The sequence below is a fragment of the Kitasatospora sp. NPDC092948 genome (assembly GCF_044754805.1).
Lineage (GTDB): Bacteria > Actinomycetota > Actinomycetes > Streptomycetales > Streptomycetaceae > Kitasatospora.
Genome location: NZ_JBIVPU010000010.1, coordinates 246,784 through 263,178, shown reverse-complemented (window position 1 = coordinate 263,178; position 16,395 = coordinate 246,784). Strand labels below are relative to the sequence as shown.

Sequence of the window (16,395 nt, the reverse complement as noted above, 5' to 3'; positions counted from 1 at the left end):
CCTTTCATCACTCGCACGGGGGGCGCTCGCCTCACCCCGTCAGCGCTCCCCCTCCACCGCCGCGCGCCGGGCGCTCGTTCGGCGCGCGCCGTCGACGGAGCAGGGGGTGGAACAGGGGCGGTGGGGTGCGGCTCCGGGGCGGCGTCGACGGCCCTCTATGGTATTCCACGAAACGTTGGAGGATTGAGAAGAACCGTGAAGCTCGACACCGTCACCCCCGCGCCGCCAACCATCGACCCCGCCACCGACCCGGCCGTCCAGCGCCACATCCTGAGGGTCCTGGTCGCCTCCCAGATCCTCAGCGGGGCCGGACTGGCCGCCGGGATCACCGTCGGGGCGCTGCTCGCCAAGGACATGCTCGGCAGCAGCGCACTGGCCGGGCTGCCCAGCGCGCTGTTCACCGCCGGCAGCGCGCTCGCCGCGATCGTGGTCAGCCGAATATCCGCCGCCCGCGGCCGCCGCCCCGGGCTCGCCGCCGGCTACGCCGCCGGCGCCGTCGGCAGCGTCGGCGTGATCGCCGCGGCCGCGCTCGACAGCCCCGCCCTGCTGTTCCTCGCCCTGTTCGTCTACGGCGCCGGCACCGCCACCAACCTCCAGGCCCGCTACGCCGGGGCCGACCTCGCCGCCCCCGGCCACCGGGCCCGGGCGATCTCCACCGTGCTGGTCGCCACCACCGTCGGTGGCGTCCTCGGACCCAACCTCGCCGCCCCCACCGGCGCCCTCGCCCACGCCCTGCACCTGCCCCGCCTCGCCGGACCGTTCCTGCTGGCCGGCCTGGCCTACGCCGCCGCCGCACTCGTCCTCGGCACCCGGCTGCGCCCCGACCCGCTGCTGCTCGCCCGCGCCGCCGCGGCCCCGACCGCCGAGACCGCGGCCGACCACCCCGCGGCCGACCCGCAGGCCGCCGCCCGCACCCGCAACCGGGTGCTGCTCGGCGCGCAGGTGATGGTGGTCACCCAGCTGGTCATGGTCGCCGTGATGACCATGACGCCCGTCCACATGCACGACGCCGGACGGAGCACCACCGCGTCCGGGCTGGTCATCTCGCTGCACGTCGCCGCGATGTACCTGCCGTCCCCGCTCACCGGACGCCTGGTCGACCGGTACGGCCCGCTCGCCGTCGGCGCCGCCGCCGGCCTCACCCTGCTCGTGGCCGGCCTGATCGCCGCCGTCGTCCCCGGGGGCTCCGTCCCGCTGGTCTCCCTCGCGCTCGTCCTGCTCGGCCTCGGCTGGAACTTCGGCCTGGTCTCCGGCACCGCGATCCTCACCGAAGCCGTTCCGCTCGCCACCCGCGCCAAGACCCAGGGCGGCGTCGACGTCGCCATCGCCGCCTCCGGCGCCACCGGCGGCCTCGCCTCCGGCACCGTCGTCGACCTGGCCGGCTACCCCGTCCTCGCCGTCGGCGGCGGCCTGCTCGCCCTGCTGATCCTCCCCTCCCTCGCCAGCGCGGCCACCCGGAGCCGGCGATGACGGACCCTCGGACCCCCGGGCTCACCGTCGACGGCCGCGGACTGCTCTGCGTCACCCTGCTGCTGCGCCTGCGCGCCGCCGTCGCCGACACCCCCGCCGGCACCGTCGTGCACGTCCACGCCACCGACCCGGCCGCCCCGCTCGACCTCCCCGCCTGGTGCCACCTCACCGGACACACGTACCTCGGCCCCGTCGCCGACGAGACCTACGCACTGCGCCTGACCGCCCACCCGACACCCACCCGCGCCGACGCCCCCTGGCACCACGCAACCGACTGACCCAGCACCCACCCGCACGGCGCTCCCCCCGCCGACCCGGCGCCGCGCGGGGCGGCGGGCGGGGACGTTCGTGCTGCGGACCCGGCGTCTTGCTGCGGATCGGGACGGGGTCTTCGCGCCGCGCCTTGCGTCGACCGCGCGTGGACTCTTCTCGCCGCCCGGCGGCGGACCGGGGATGGGACCTTCGCGCCGCGCCCGGCCCCGTCGGTGCCGAACACCCCGAGCACCCCCTGGCATCGCGCAGCAGACTGACCCGGCACCCGTCCGCACGGCGCGAGGCCCGCCGGCCCGGCGCCGAGCGGGGACGTTCGTGCTGCGCCTGGCCCTGTCCGTGCCGGACACCCCCTGGCGCCGCGCAGCGGGTTGCGCTCGGGCCCGTCCCGTCGTGCGGGTCCGTGGTCGCGGTGCTCGCGGCAGCGCGTGGCGGGACCGTCGTCGGGAGCACTCGAACGGGGGATATAGGCTGGTCGGGCAGCGGTTCGCCCCCGTCCGAGCCAGGGTGGGCGCGTTGCAAGAGGGAACCTGGTGCGAGTCCAGGACTGCCTCGCAGCGGTGAGCGGGAACGACCGCCGTCACACGCACTGGGCCCGACCGGCCCGGGAAGCGACGGCCAGTAGACAGGCCCTCCAACGGGAGATGCCCGCGAGTCCGAAGACCTGCCGCCGCCCGCAGCGCCCACCGGCGCCGCGGATCGTCCGAGCCGCGACTCGCGAAGGAGAGTTCCCGTGGCAGATCAGACCGTCGCACCTGTGATGGCCGCCGCAAAACCTGCGCAGGCGTCCCAGGTCACCCTCGCGCACATCATGAGCGAGCACGACACCAACCTGTACGGCACCATCCACGGCGGCGTGGTGATGAAGCTCATCGACGACGCCGCTGCCGCTGCCGCCGCCCGGCACGCCGAAGGCCCGGCGGTCACCGCCGCGGTGGACGGCATGGCGTTCCTGGCCCCCGTCCGGGCCGGCGACCTGCTGACCGCGCACGCCGAACTCGAACGGGCCGGCCGCACCTCGATGACCGTCCACGTCACCGTCACCGCCGAGCGCTGGAACGCCACCGGCCCGGTCACCCGGGTCGCCACCGGCCGGCTCACGTTCGTCGCCATCGACGCCGAGAGTCACCCGCGCCCGGTCCCGGCCCTGCTGGCCGCCGCGAACGCCTGACGCATCGCCGCCTGACGCATCGCAGCCCTACGCGCCGCAGCCCGGCGTACCGCCGCCCGACGCGCCGCCACACCCAGATCCCGAAGCACCCCGAGCCCGGAACGCCGTCCTGTTCGACGTTCCGGGCTCGGGGCTGTCGCGATTGCCACGTGATCACTGTCACGCAGGGACGGATCGGGTGATTGCGGACAGCGCATTCTCGACATGTTCCGTTCAAGCTCCGCTTACCCCACCATGGCAGCGTGTGCCCGCCTACGCGCGTAGCGCACTCTCGTGTACCCCATGGTTCCCGTGGTCCAAGGAGATTGACAGATGATCAGCACGTGGAAGGCCGCCCGCCCATTGGCGCTCGCCGCCGCCGCACTGGTGGCCGCCGCCGGCGCGAGCGCCGTCCCGCAGCACGCCACCGCGGCCACCCCCGGGAGCGCCGCCGCAGCAGCTGCCGCCACCCCGAAGCGGGTGCTGTTCGACAACACCAAGGCGGAGACCGCGGGCAACGCGGACTGGATCATCTCCACCAGCCAGCCCGACCCGCTGGCGCAGAACGCCAACCCGACCACCGAGACCAGCTGGACGGGCGCCCTCTCGGCGTGGGGCGTGGCCCTGCAGAAGACCGGCAACTACAGCCTGAAGACGCTGCCCGCCGGCAACACCATCACCTACGGCACCGGTGGTGCCCTCGACCTCGCCAACTTCGACGAGTTCGTGATCCCCGAGCCCAACATCCGCCTCAGCGCCGCCGAGAAGACCGCCGTGATGACGTTCGTCCAGAACGGCGGCGGCCTGTTCCTGATCTCCGACCACACCCAGAGCGACCGCAACAACGACGGCTGGGACTCCCCGGCCATCATCAACGACCTGCTGACCAGCAACGGCGTCAACAACAACGACCCGTTCGGGTTCTCCGTCGACCTGCTGAACATCACCACCGACAACCCGCGGGCGATCTCCTCCACCACCGACCCGGTGATCAACGGCCCGTTCGGCACCGTCACCGGCTCGATCATCCGCAACGGCACCACCTTCACCCTCAAGCCCGCCGACAACCCGAACGTCAAGGGCCTCGTCTACCGCACCGGTTACAGCGGCAACACCGGCGCGGCGTTCGCCACCTCGACCTTCGGCAAGGGCCGGGTGGCGATCTGGGGCGACTCCTCGCCGATCGACGACGGCACCGGCCAGCCCGGCAACACCCTCTACAACGGCTGGGACGACCCGGCCGGCACCGACGCCGCGCTCGCCCTGAACGCCACCGCGTGGCTCGCCCAGGGCGGCGGCTCCACCGGCAACACCGGCTCGGTCACCCTCACCAACCCGGGCGCCCGCACCGCCACCGCCGGCACCGCGACCAGCCTCCAGCTGACCGCCACCGACACGGCCGGCGGCACCCTGTCCTACGCCGCCACCGGCCTGCCCGCCGGACTGACCGTCAACCCCGCCACCGGCCTGATCAGCGGCACCCCCACCACCGCCGGCAGCTCCACCGTCACCGTCACCGCGACCGACTCCACCGGCCCGTCCGCCACCGCCGCCTTCACCTGGACGGTCACCGCGAGCGGCGGCACCACCTGCACCGCCGCCCAGCTGATCACCAACCCGGGCTTCGAGACCGGCAGCACCTCCGGCTGGACCGAGACCAACAGCGGCGGCGCCTCCACCATCAACAGCAGCAGCAGCGAGCCCGCCCACTCCGGCACCTACGACGCCTGGCTGGACGGCTACGGCGCCACCAACACCGACACCCTCGCGCAGACCGTCACCCTGCCGACCGGCTGCTCCAGCTACAACCTGAGCTTCTGGCTGCACATCGACACCGCGTCGTCCCCCACCACCGTCTTCGACACCCTCACCGTCACCGCCAACGGCGCCACCCTGGCCACCTACTCCAACGTCAACGCCGCCACCGGCTACCAGCAGCGCACCTTCAACCTCGCCGCCTACGCCGGCCAGGCCGTCACGCTGAAGTTCACCGGCGCCGAGGACTACACCAAGCAGACCTCCTTCGTCCTCGACGACATCACGCTCAACGTCTCCTGACGCCCCGCCTGACGCCCCACCGGGCGCCGTCCCGGTCACCCGCCCGGCTGCCGTCCCGGTCGCCCGCCCGGCGCCCCGAAGGCGCCCGGCGGGCGACCCGGAACCGCCCGGGCGGGCCGGTTGAATGGGCAGGGCGAAAGCGGTTGTCGCGGTCGTCGACGCGGTGCCATCCTGTCCGGCATGCCGCCGATCGACGTACCTGACCATGCGTCAGTCCTGAAGGAGGTACGGGAGGTGCGGCGACTCGGCCTGATGCGGCTGCGGGAGCTGGACCTGCCCGCGCTGGCCCGGGCCGCGGCCGCCGCCGGCCGCGGCTCCGCGCAGGAATCGACGCCCGCCGGCATCGAACGGATCCTGCGGCAAGCCGTGCTGCGGATCGAGCCCGGCACGCTGCGCACCTCCGCCGAGTACAGCCTCGGCCTCGCCCCGGGCACCCGGGACTGGCCGCCCGCCGACCGGCGCAGACGCGCCGCCGGCGTGTACGGCGTCAGCGTGGAACGGTTCCGCAAACACCAGGAGGCGCTGGTGCTCGGCGAGGTCGCCGAGCAGCTCGTCGCCCTGACGGCCCGGCCCGGGCCCGCCCGACCGGCCACGCCGGCCGCGCCGCCGGCCGCCGGGCACCGCGACCTGCGGGTGCGCTCCGGAGCCCGGACCGTCCCGGTGACGCTGCACGTCCACCCCGTCGACCTGCTGCGCGACGTGGACGTGGTGGTCTCGCCCGCCAACACCTACCTGGCGCTGCCCGAGGTGTACAAGTCCTCGGTGGCGGCGTCCCTCCGGCGGGCCGGAGCGCGGCGCTCCCCGACCGGCGAGGTCGTCGAGGACGTGATCCACGACGAGCTGCGGCAGTGGACGGCCCGGCACGGCGCGCCCGGGCGGCAGGTCCTGCCGGGAACGGTGGCCGCCACCGGATCCGGCGCGCTCGCCGAGCAGGGCGTCCGGCGGATCTACCACGCCGCCGTCGCCGTGCCCCGCCCCGGCACCAACGACTACCAGGTGCTGCCGGCCGACGTGACCCGGGCGGCCGCCCGGGTGTTCGCCCTGCTCGCCGAGGAACACGCCCGGTTCGACCGGCCGCTGCGCTCGCTCTGCCTGCCCCTGCTCGGCTCGGGACGCGGCGGCCTGACCCACGACGTCAGCCTCGGCATGCTCTGGGCCGCCGTCGACGCCGAACTGGCCCGCGGCGCACGGTGGGAGCTGCACCTGGTGGTCCGCCGGACCGAGGTGGCGGACCTGGTCGAACGACAGCTCGCCGCGTGGTCCGCCGACGAGGGAGGGAACCGATGAACCCCTACGGCGTGCTCGCCGCTGCCGCCGCCGACTGGGACCGGCTGGCGCCGCTGCTGAGTCCCGCGGCACTCCGCCGACTCGCCTCGCTGCTGCGGGACGTGCGGTCGAACCGGGGCGGGGCGGAGCAGCTGCGCGCCGTCGAGGAGGCCGCCGCGCTGCTGCTGGAGGCACTCCGCGGCGCACCGGACCGGCCGTCGGACGGCGACGGCGACGGCAACGGCGACGGCAACGGCGACGGCGAGGCCGGCGGCCGGTTCGCCGGGACGGCCGAGGACCTGCCGCACCTCGGCTTCCGCGCCGACGACCTGCTGGTCCTCGTCCTCGACGGCCACCGCATGGTCGGCCCGGTGCTCGGCCCGGTCCGCGAACGGCTGCTCGCCGCACCGGCGTTGGACGACACCGAGCTGCGTCTGCTGGGCGGCGACCCGGACGCCCCCGGGCCGGTGGCGCTGACCGGGGCGAACGGGCGGCGCAGCTGGCCGAGCTTCCAGTTCGGCGCGGGCGGCCGCCCGCTGCCCGCCGTCCTGGAGGCCAACGCCGTGCTCGACGCCCGGCGCGACCCGTGGGGCGCCGCCGACTGGTGGCTGTCGCCCAACGCCTGGCTGGGCGTCCCGCCCGCAGACCTGCTCGGCACCGGCCGGGAGGGTCAACTCGTCGACGCCGCACGGTATCTGGCGGAGGGGGAGTAGCGCGATGGTGAACACCCGGACCCCGGCCGAACTCCCCGGCGCGCCCACCAGGGTGACGCTGCCCGCCGGAACCCCGCTGTACCGGCTGCACGCGTCCCGGCGGGGCGCCGCCGAGTTCAACCCCAACCCGGCGCACTGCCTGTACGGCGGCGGCCGCTTCGACGCGACCCGGTGCGACCGGTTCGGCTTCCTGTACGCCGCGTCCACCCCGGAGTCGGCCGTCTGCGAGTCGGTGCTGCGCTCCGTGCCGTTCGACCCGGCCGGCGCGCCGCGGCTGGTGCCGCGCGCGGCCGTCCGCGGACGCCGGCTGTCCTTCCTCCGGCCGACCGCCGACCTCGACCTGGTGTCGCTGATGACCGGCCGGGACCTCGCCGCCGTCGCCCAGGACTCCTGGCTGGTGCAGGCCGAGGCCGCCGAGTACCCGTTCACCCGGGACTGGGGCCACTGGATCCGCGCCCACACCGCCCCCTGGGCGCAGGGCTTCGTCTGGCCGTCCAAGCGCGAACCCGGCGACCGGGTCGTGGTGCTGTTCGGCGACCGCTGCGAGGCGGCCGTGCTGGAGGAGACCGGCACCCCGGCCGTCGACTTCGACACCCCGGACGGCGCGGCCCGGCTCGACGAGCTGCTCCAGCCCTACCACGCCCGGGTCGCGCCGTGAGCCCGGACGAGGGCGAGCCGTCGGACGACGAACTGCGCGCCCTGCGCGCGGAGTTGCTCGCCGAACTGGCGGACGGCGACGACCCGGACGGGCCGGCGAAGTGGGCGACCGCCGCGGACCGGAGCTACGAGCTGTACCTGCGCCGGAACGCCGCAGCCGAGCTGGAGCTGGCCGACGACTGCTTCGCGCGGGCGTTCGCCCGGCCCGGCGGCGAGGAGATCTGGGACGCCTGGCGGATCGTGCACGCCCACGTCCTGCTGCTGAAGTACGACCTCGGCCCGGACCACGACCTGGCCGAGCGGGCCCATGCCCTGCTGCGCGCGGGGCTCGCCGGGCTGGCCGACGACTCGCCGTTCGCCCACCTCGGGGTGCTCGGCCGCTACCTGCTCACGAGGCTCGGCCTGCTCCGGTGGAGCGATGCCGCCGACCAGCCCGCCGACGTGCGGCGGGAGTTGCTCACCGAAGCGGTCCGCCTGCACGGGGCCGCACTGGCCGACCAGGAGCCGGGCAGCGCCGTGGCCGCCGAACTGCACGGCGAACTCGGCGGGCTGCACCACGAGCGCCACCGGATCGCTGGCGACCTGCCGGACGCGGAGGCCTCGGCCCGCCACTACCGCGAGGCCCTCGCCGCCCCCGCCCCGGACAGCGACGTCGCGCTGCTGCACTACGGACTCGCCACCGCCCTGATGGTGCACGGCCGGCAGGCCGTCGACCGCGACCTGCTGACCGACGCCCGCGCCGAGTTCGGCCGGGCCCTGGTCGCGGCCGGCGGGCCGACGGCCGAACGCCCCTGGTGGGGACGCGAAGCGGCGGCCCGGATGGTCCACATCCGGGCCGTGCTGTGGTGGGAATGGGACGACGCCACCCAGGTCGGCCCCGGCGTCGCCGAGTTGGAGCCGCTGCTGGCGGAACCCGACGCCCTCGACGAACTGTCCCCGCCGATCCTGGAGAGCTTCGGCCGGCTGATCTACCAGCGCGCCACCGAACGCGCCGACGACGCCGACCGCGACCGGGCCCTCGGCCTGATGCAGCACGCCCTGGACCGCTGGCGACCCGACCGGGACGGCTCGCCCGGCTCGCTCGGCCTCCTGGTGGCCGCGCTCCAACAGGCCCGCTACCGGACGGACGCCGACCCGCACCGCCTGCCGGCCGTACTCGCCGGCAGCGGGCTGGCGCTGCGCGAGGCGGACGGCCGGCCCGTCGAATTCCACCGGACGGCCGTCTCGTTCCACGCCTGGGCCCGGCACGAAGCCGTCCAGCGGGGAATCGCGGCGCCGGACCCGGAGTCCGACGCGCTGTTCCAGGACGCCTTCCGGGCCGTCATGGAGACCCTGCACGGCGTCGAACAGGGCGAGGCCTTCCTCAACCTCGGCGACGACGAGTTCAACGGCCTGGTCAACGAAGTCGCCGACTCCCGCCAACTGCCGCTCCAGTTCGACCGGATGTACCGCCAGTGGCTCGACCTCGACCCGGCCGGCCGGCAGTCCGAGGAGACGGCCGCATTCCTGCTCAGCATGGTGCCGACACTGGACCCGCACGGAACCCACGTCACCGCCGAGCAGAAGGACGCCCTGCTCCGGGCCGGACTGAAAGCCCGTCAGGACGACCCGGTCGGGCTGAGCGCGCTGCACGTCGTCGCCGGCACCCTGAAACTGCACGACGGGGCCGCCGGGGACGGCTCGGGCCTCGAGGAGGCGCTCCAGTACCTCGACACGGCCGGGGCCATCGCCGACGGGCGGGACCAGCGACTGACCGACGGCGTGAAAGTCCTGCGCTCGCTGGCACTCGGCCAGCGCGGCCAGATGCTCGGCGGCTACGACGAGATCGCGGCCGCCGCCACCGCCATCGCCGACGTCCGCGACCAGGCCGGCAGCGGCCCGTACCTGCAACTCCTCCTGGACGCCCAACTGGCAGGCCTGGAAGCGCTCCAGCACGCCCGCCGCGGCGACCTGCACGGCACCGACCGCTGCCTCGCCCGACTCACCCGCGCGTACGCCGAGCTCAACCCGGACAGCCCGGCGCGCGGCGAGATCTGGACGATGGTCGAGAACACCCGCACCGCCCGCGACCAACTCGCCCGCGCCGCCGGCGCGCCGCCGTCCACCGAACCGCACAACGCGCCGAGCGGCACCGAACTGCGCCGCCTGGCCGCCCGACTGCCCCGCAACCGCCACGCCTGGGTGCTCGGCGACGCCGGCATCGCCCGCTGCGTCCGGGCCTTCGACCGCGACGACCTGCGCGGCCTCGAAGCCGCCATGGAACTGCTCCGCGAAGCGCTCACCCTGGTCGACGAAGGCAGCGACGACTGGCTCCGGTACGCCTCCTGCCTGGCCAACGGCCACTGCGCGAAAGCCTCCCGCCTACAGGACCGGCGCGAACTGGAGACCGGCATCGCCCTGATGGAACAGGCCGCCCGCACCGCCGCCGGCCCCGAACACCGGCTGTGGGCGACGATCGGCCTGAGCCTCGCCCGGGCCTACCGGCTGCGCGCCGACCCCGCCCGCGACGACCGCCGCCACGGCCGCCACGCCGGACTGGAGTCGCTGCGCGGGCACACCTGGGCCGCCCTGCTCCAGTCCGGCACCGGCCACGCCGCCGAAGCCGCCCGGGAAGCCACCGAGTGCGCCCTCGAAGTCGCCGCCTGGTGCCTGGCCGACGACGTCCCCGAGGACGCCGTCCAGGCCCTGGACGCCTGCCGCGGCCTGGTGCTGCACGCCGCCACCACCTCGATGTCGCTGCCCGACCTGCTGACCGCCGCCGGCCGCTCCGACCTCGCCGACGAGTGGCGCTCCGCCGGCGCCGACGGCCCGGCCGACACCGCCGCGCCCGTCCCCAGCGAACTGCGCCGCCGGGTCCTGACCGCGCTGACCGCCGACCGCACCGCCGACACCCTCCCGTCCCGGCTGCTCGACCCGCCGACCCCCGACGAGATCGCCGCCGCCCTGCGCAGCCTCCGCGCCGACGCCCTGGTGTACCTGGTGCCCGCCTCCGACGAACGCGGCGGCGCGGCCGTCCTGGTCGCCGCCGACGGCGGGGTGCACTGGCTGCCGCTGCCACTGCTGAAGGAGGACGCGGGACCGCTGCGGGACTACCGGCCGGGCGGGCCGAGCGTCCGCGACATGGGCCCGGTGCCGCACAGCACCGGCCCCGCCGACCCGCCGGACGTACCGCTGCGCCGACAGCTCGACCGGCTCTGCTCCTGGGCCTGGTACGCGGCGATGAAGCCACTGCTGGAACTGCTGGTCCCACCGCCCGGCCGGACCCGCCCGCCGTCGCTGATCCTGGTCCCGATGGGCACGCTCGGCACCGTCCCCTGGCATGCGGCCTGGTCGGAGCCGCACGCCCCCGGCGCCCGCCGGTACGCCGTCGAGCGGGCCGAGATCTCGTACGCCGCATCCGCCCGGCTGCTGTGCGAGGTCGCCGCCCGGCCCGCCGCCCCGCACACCGGCAGCGCCCTGATCGTCGGCAACCCCACCGGAGACCTGTGGCACGCCGGCGAGGAGGCCGACGCGGTGCAACGCACCTTCTACCCGCACGGCAGCTACCTCGGCCGCCGCCCGGCCGGCCGGGCCGACGGCCCGGGCACCCCCGACGGCGTGCTCGGCTGGCTGCGCCGCGACACCCCCGGCGGCGTGCTGCACCTCGCCTGCCACGCGAACGTCGCCGTCAACGAGCGGCACAGCTCCTATCTGTCGCTCAGCGGCGGCGAGTTGGCCGCCGAAGAGCTGACCGAGGCGGCCGGTCGCGGCGGCGGCCTCGAACTGGTGCTCCTCGCCGCCTGCCGCAGCCACATCTCCGGCCGCGGCCACAACGAGTCGTACAGCCTGGCCACCGCCTTCCTGGTGGCCGGCGCCCGGTCCGTGGTCGGCTCACTGTGGCCGGTGCCCGACGACGCCACCTCGGTGCTGATGTTCATGACGCACCACTTCCTGCGCCGGGAGGTCGAGTTGCCGGGCCGGGCGCTGCGCCGGGCCCAGCTGTGGATGATCGACCCCGGCCGGGTGCTGCCCGCCGACCTGCCCGGCCCGATGGCCGACAGGGCCGCCGCGGTCGACCCGGACGACCTGTCGGCCTGGGCCGGCTTCACCCACCTCGGGCAGTGATGCACAGGTCACTCGGGAACGACCGTCCGCAGCGGCAGGGTGAGCGCCGCCCACCGGCCCGGGCGGGGGCCGGCCCCCATGTCCCGGCTGCCGCCCGGAGGCAGCGGACGGAACACCCCGTCAGACCCGGGGCGGTCCTTCCGCGCGACCGCCCGCTCCGCGTCCCAGGGGCCGAACTGGTAGGGCACGGTGTTGAGTTCGCCCTCCGCCACGATCAGCTTGAGCCAGTCCCGGGTGGAGGCTCCGGGTCGCACCGCCCGACCCGGCGGGAGGAAAAGCTGGACGGGGTCGCCGTCCAGCGCCTCGCCGACCAGGCCCGGACCGACGAACCCGCCCGGGAACAGCGTCGAGCGGCTCGCATACCCCTCGGTCAGGTTCAGCAGCACGCACCACAGCGGCCGCCCGGCAGAACGGTTGCGGATCCGCACCGACACCTGCGGCGCCTGCCACCCGCCCCGCCCCCGGGTGTAGTGGCAGCGGATCTCGCCCGAGCCGTCCGGCCCGATCGGCTCGCCGCCGTCCCACGACGCCACCTCGATCCGCACCTGCGAGGCGAGCGACGCGCCGGGGGCCGCCAGGTCCCGCAACTGGTGCCAATGCGCCAGATGCGTCAGGCAGTCGACGATCCGCCGGGCATCGCCCGGCCCGCCGAACGGCAGCGCCGGCACCGCAGGCGAACCGTCGCGCAGCAGCACCTCGGCCCGCCGCCCCCGCAGCACCACCCGCAGCAGCGTTCCGGACAGCTCCCCGGCGCCGTCCGCGACCCGCAGCAGCGGCGTCCGTGCCGCCCGCAGCACCTCGGCCAACTCCCGTGCCCTCGAAGGCTCTTCGTCGGACTCGACCAGCACGGCGACGGGCGGCAGGGCGAGCGCCGAGAGCGACACCGGATACGTGCGCGCCGGATCGGGCGTCCAGCCCGACGGATCGACCAACGTCCGGTCGACCCGGACCTCGCGGGCCGTAAGGAGTCGCTCGGCACCGGCCGACTCCGGTGCGACGGCGAACTCGGTGCCGCCCGGTTCCGGTGCGACGGCGAACTCGGTGCCGCCCGGTTCCGGTGCGACCGCGAACTCGGTGCCGTTGACGTCCGGCGTGACGGCGAACTCGGTGCCGCCCGGTTCCGGTGCGACCGCGAACTCGGTGCCGTTGACGTCCGGCGTGACGGCGAACTCGGTGCCGGCCGACTCCGGTACGACCGTGAACTCGGTGCCGTCGACGTCCGGGCCGCCGCGCAGGCCGTGCGCGCTGCCGCAGTCCACCTCCCAGCCCGCCGCGCCGTGCCGCAGCAGATGGGGGCCGGGCGGGCGGACCGCCCCGCCGAGGAACGGCCGGTCGGCCGGGCCGCCCACCGCCGACGGGGCCAGCACCGGATGCTGCCGATCGCCCGCGCCCTGGACCCGGCAGGCCACCCCCGCCATCAACTGCCGGTAGCTCAGCTCCGGACCGCCCTGCTCGCCGAGCGCACCCAGCAGGGCGCGCGTGAACACACCGTGCTTGCGCCCGTCGAACCAGTCCTCGTACGCGAGTTGGTTCAGCCGGCTGGCCGCCAGCAGGACGTGCTCGGGGCCGGCCACCGGCTCCGCGACGTCCCGGGCTGCCACCGGCTCCGCGACGTCCCGGGCGGGCACCGGCGCACCCCAGGACGGATCCGGCGGCAGATACCGGGCGACGCCGCGGGCATCCCGGGTCGCGCCGCCGGAGAAACAGCAGTCGAGCACCGCGACCACATGCCCGCCGCCCGCCGCCACCCCGTCCAGGACGACCCGCAACTCCTTGTCCAGCAGCGGCCCGTCATGGCACACCAGCGCCTGGCAGCGGCCGGTCGGCTCCAGCCGCAACTGCTCGGCCGTCGCCGCGAACTCGGTGCCGTGGCCGGAGAACCAGAGCAGTGCGGTGTCCTGCGGCCCCGCCTGCCCCAGATGCCCGCGGACGCCGTCGACGACCGCCCGCACGGTGGCCCGGCCGTCCAGCAGCGTCCGCAGCTCCACGCCGGGAACCCGCTCGGACAGCCAACGCTCCGCCGCCGCAACGTCGTTGACGCAGCCTTCCAACGGCCGGTAGCGCGCCGCATACTCGTTCACTCCGACCAGCAGTGCATACACCTTCGCCATGGGACCGAGTCTTCCAGCCGCTCCGGTCGCTCCGGAACGCCCCACAGGGCGATCTCCGGGCGGATCCGGGTCGACTCCCGGCCGCCCCGGCGCATTCGCCTCCCCGCCTTCGCATCATGGAGGGGCGATCACTATCCTTCCTTTCTCGACCGCGCCGAGTGAGCCCGGCGTCACGCCACGAGCCGTCACTCCACGCGCGGTCACCTCACAAGCAGTCGTCTCACAGATCGTCACCGCACCACCAGCAGCAGCCACCTCATGACCGAACGGGGGACTCATGGGTTCTGTCGAGCAACCGCGCCGCGTCGTCCGCCCCGGCCCGGCCGCCGAACCCGGCCGCACCGCGGCGCGCGGCCCGGCCGCAGACCGGCGCCCGCAGCACCACGGCGTCACCGGCGACCGACTGCGCCGGCGCCCGGCGGAGTTCCTGAGCGCGATGCGCCGACTCGACGCCGGGCTCAGCCCCACGGCCGGCCGCGACCTCGCCGAGTGGCTGAAGGAGAACTACACCGACGAGTTCGGCGACTTCCCGCTCGGATTCCTCGGCACCTGCTACCTCGGCCCGCCGTTCGTCGACCACCAACTCAGCCTGTTCCACACCATCGTGACGCACTTCGCCCCCGGCGACCCGATGCCCAGCCCTTTCGCCGCCGCCCGGATGCTGGTGCGCACCGGCGCCTACGCCTACGTCGAGGTGTACGACAGCGGCCTCGTACTGCCCGTCCTCCCCGACGGCACCGTGGTCCGACCGTGAACCCGCACGCCCATGAACGGAGATCCGCATGACCGAGGTTGACCACACCCTGCGCAGACAGGTGGCGCAGGTCGACCGCATGGTGGCCCGGCTCGGGGAGCAGGTCGGCCAGGTGTCCGGCCAGGTGACCGCCGTCGGCATCGCCCAGCAGCAGACACAGACCGAACTCCAGCAGCTGCGCAACGACTTCCTGGCCTTCGCCCGGCAGTTCGAGCTCACCGCCAACGTGCAGCGCGCCGAGACCAGGATCGGCGTCATCCAGGACCGGGTCGACCACGAGTTCGGCCACCACAAGGTCGTCCGGCGCACCGCCGTCGGCATGCTCCAGGCCTTCGACCTCGGCCTGGTGTCCGAAGCCACCGTGGTCGCGGTCAGCGAACAGCTGATGATCCAGACCCCCCGCTACTGGCTCGCCCCCACCCTGGTCGCCCTCGCCGCCTGGGCCGCCGACGACCGCGACCTCGCCGAACGGGCCGTCGACGAGGCCTACCGCCGCTCCCCGGGCCGCACCTCGCTGTTCTTCGCCCTGGTGCTGCGCCGGCAGGGCCGCCAGGCCGTGGCGGTGCGCTGGCTGCGGCACTACCTGATCGCCCAGGACCCGGCCGCGCTCGGCCGCGAGTTCGCCGTCATCCTGGAGTCCGTCTCGCAGGGCGCGTTCGGCCCGGCCGGCCGCGAACTGCTCGACGAGACCTTCGGCCGGTGGCGCAAGACCCTGCTCGACGGCGACGACACCATCCGCGACGCCCAGGTCCGGCGCTGGCGGGCCGAACTCGACAGCCTGCGCACGCCCTCCGCCGCGGCCGAGTTCCCCCGCCTCGCCGGAGTGTCCCCGCAGTGGCCGCAGCTGGACGCCGTACTGGCCTCCGCCCGGGCGCAGCAGGTCGTCCTCACCAAGTACACCGAGATGTTCGACCGCGAACCCACGCCGTCGGAACGGCTGGAGGACGCCGTCGACGACATCCTCGACCAGCTGGTGTCCGAGTACGACCTCGAAGAGCTGCCGCTCCGCCGCGACCTGGCGTTCAACCAGGCGGTGGTCGACCAGGGCGGCGACCTGGACGCCGCCCGGCACGCCGTCGACGTCGACGCCGCATCACTGGAGGAGACCCTCGACTTCCTCACCATCCAGTCCACCGCGGCGCTCAACCCGACCGCCATCGGCGCCTCGCCGGCCACCCGACAACTGGCGGTCGCGGCCTGCCGCGAGTGGTTCGCCGACGCCCACGCGGGCTTCGGCCGGGACTACCGCATGGCCGAACCCCAGGACGTCCAGGCCACCTTCACGATGAACCACAGCGCCGGCGCGAAGGTCTTCCAACTGCCGCAGTGGACGGCCTCGTTCAACACCCCGCTGCCCGCCCTGGAACAGTCGCTGGCGCAGCACTGGGACCAGCACACCAACGGATTCCTGGCCTCGATGGCCTACCCGATGAAGCGTCAACTGCTGACGATCGGCGGCGTCGTCGTCCTCGTCCTGCTGCTCATCGGCTCGGCGAACATCGGAGCCGGGCTGGTCCTCGGCGCGCTCGTCGGCGGCGTCTGGGGAGCGATCGTGTACAGCCGCTCCGAAGCCGCCCGGAAGGCGGTGGAGTCGACCAGGAAACTGCTGGAGAACGCCAAGGACGAGTCCCTGCACCGCTTGCGCGGCGCCAGCGCGGAACTCACCGACTGGCGCACCGCGTACCGCACGGCGGACCAGGTCGACGCCGCCACCCGCGAGTTCATCGCCGCACTGGCCACCGCCCACCACGCCCAGAACCCCTTCGACGGGCGCACCGTCAAGCCCGCCGCCGCGCCCTTCCCGGGAGCGAAGTGAATCCCGCTCAGTCGCCCGTCCCGCCG

General features: G+C 74.8%; 11 protein-coding genes and 1 riboswitch. Of the genes, 10 read left to right on the top strand and 1 reads right to left on the bottom strand.

Annotation, left to right across the window (positions count from 1 at the left end; genetic code table 11):
* Positions 1-195 precede the first annotated feature (195 nt).
* The 8 genes from ACIQF6_RS26770 to ACIQF6_RS26735 all read left to right on the top strand — a co-directional run bounded on the left by ACIQF6_RS26770 (position 196) and on the right by ACIQF6_RS26735 (position 11,688).
* Complete coding sequence (locus ACIQF6_RS26770) at positions 196-1,470, top strand: MFS transporter (RefSeq protein WP_400899334.1); 1,275 nt, start codon at positions 196-198, stop codon at positions 1,468-1,470.
* On the top strand, positions 1,467-1,748 hold the full coding sequence (locus ACIQF6_RS26765) for a sulfurtransferase TusA family protein (RefSeq protein ID WP_400899332.1): 282 nt from the start codon (positions 1,467-1,469) through the stop codon (positions 1,746-1,748). Before ACIQF6_RS26770 ends, ACIQF6_RS26765 begins: the two co-directional genes overlap by 4 nt.
* A 498-nt stretch (positions 1,749-2,246) precedes the next feature.
* Positions 2,247-2,409: riboswitch (cobalamin riboswitch) on the top strand.
* A gap of 64 nt (positions 2,410-2,473) precedes the next feature.
* Positions 2,474-2,911: an acyl-CoA thioesterase gene (locus ACIQF6_RS26760; RefSeq protein ID WP_400899330.1), complete on the top strand. Its 438-nt coding sequence runs from the start codon at positions 2,474-2,476 to the stop codon at positions 2,909-2,911.
* Between the two features lie 312 nt (positions 2,912-3,223).
* Positions 3,224-4,948, top strand: a complete 1,725-nt coding sequence (locus tag ACIQF6_RS26755) for a putative Ig domain-containing protein (protein ID WP_400899328.1) — start codon at positions 3,224-3,226, stop codon at positions 4,946-4,948.
* 180 nt (positions 4,949-5,128) lie between these two features.
* Entirely contained in the window at positions 5,129-6,235 is a 1,107-nt protein-coding gene (locus ACIQF6_RS26750; protein WP_400899326.1) for a macro domain-containing protein, read from the top strand.
* Positions 6,232-6,927 carry a hypothetical protein gene (locus ACIQF6_RS26745; RefSeq protein WP_400899324.1) on the top strand — a complete coding sequence of 232 codons (696 nt, stop codon included), beginning with the start codon at positions 6,232-6,234 and terminating at the stop codon, positions 6,925-6,927. Before ACIQF6_RS26750 ends, ACIQF6_RS26745 begins: the two co-directional genes overlap by 4 nt.
* Before the next feature lie 4 nt (positions 6,928-6,931).
* The gene (locus ACIQF6_RS26740) at positions 6,932-7,585 is read left to right on the top strand and encodes an RES family NAD+ phosphorylase (protein ID WP_400899322.1); all 654 of its coding nucleotides are present in this window, start codon (positions 6,932-6,934) and stop codon (positions 7,583-7,585) included.
* Positions 7,582-11,688 carry a CHAT domain-containing protein gene (locus tag ACIQF6_RS26735; protein WP_400899320.1) on the top strand — a complete coding sequence of 1,369 codons (4,107 nt, stop codon included), beginning with the start codon at positions 7,582-7,584 and terminating at the stop codon, positions 11,686-11,688. The genes ACIQF6_RS26740 and ACIQF6_RS26735 overlap by 4 nt, the downstream gene beginning before the upstream one ends.
* 8 nt (positions 11,689-11,696) lie before the next feature.
* Here the strand turns inward: ACIQF6_RS26735 and ACIQF6_RS26730 are convergent, their stop codons facing one another.
* On the bottom strand, positions 11,697-13,799 hold the full coding sequence (locus tag ACIQF6_RS26730; RefSeq protein WP_400899318.1) for a caspase domain-containing protein: 2,103 nt from the start codon (positions 13,797-13,799) through the stop codon (positions 11,697-11,699).
* A gap of 277 nt (positions 13,800-14,076) precedes the next feature.
* Between ACIQF6_RS26730 and ACIQF6_RS26725 the strand changes: the two genes are divergently transcribed.
* Together ACIQF6_RS26725 and ACIQF6_RS26720 are read left to right on the top strand one after the other, a co-directional pair.
* Positions 14,077-14,553, top strand: a complete 477-nt coding sequence (locus tag ACIQF6_RS26725) for a hypothetical protein (RefSeq protein ID WP_400899316.1) — start codon at positions 14,077-14,079, stop codon at positions 14,551-14,553.
* Between the two features lie 28 nt (positions 14,554-14,581).
* The gene (locus tag ACIQF6_RS26720; RefSeq protein WP_400899314.1) at positions 14,582-16,369 is read left to right on the top strand and encodes a hypothetical protein; all 1,788 of its coding nucleotides are present in this window, start codon (positions 14,582-14,584) and stop codon (positions 16,367-16,369) included.
* Positions 16,370-16,395: the final 26 nt, after the last annotated feature.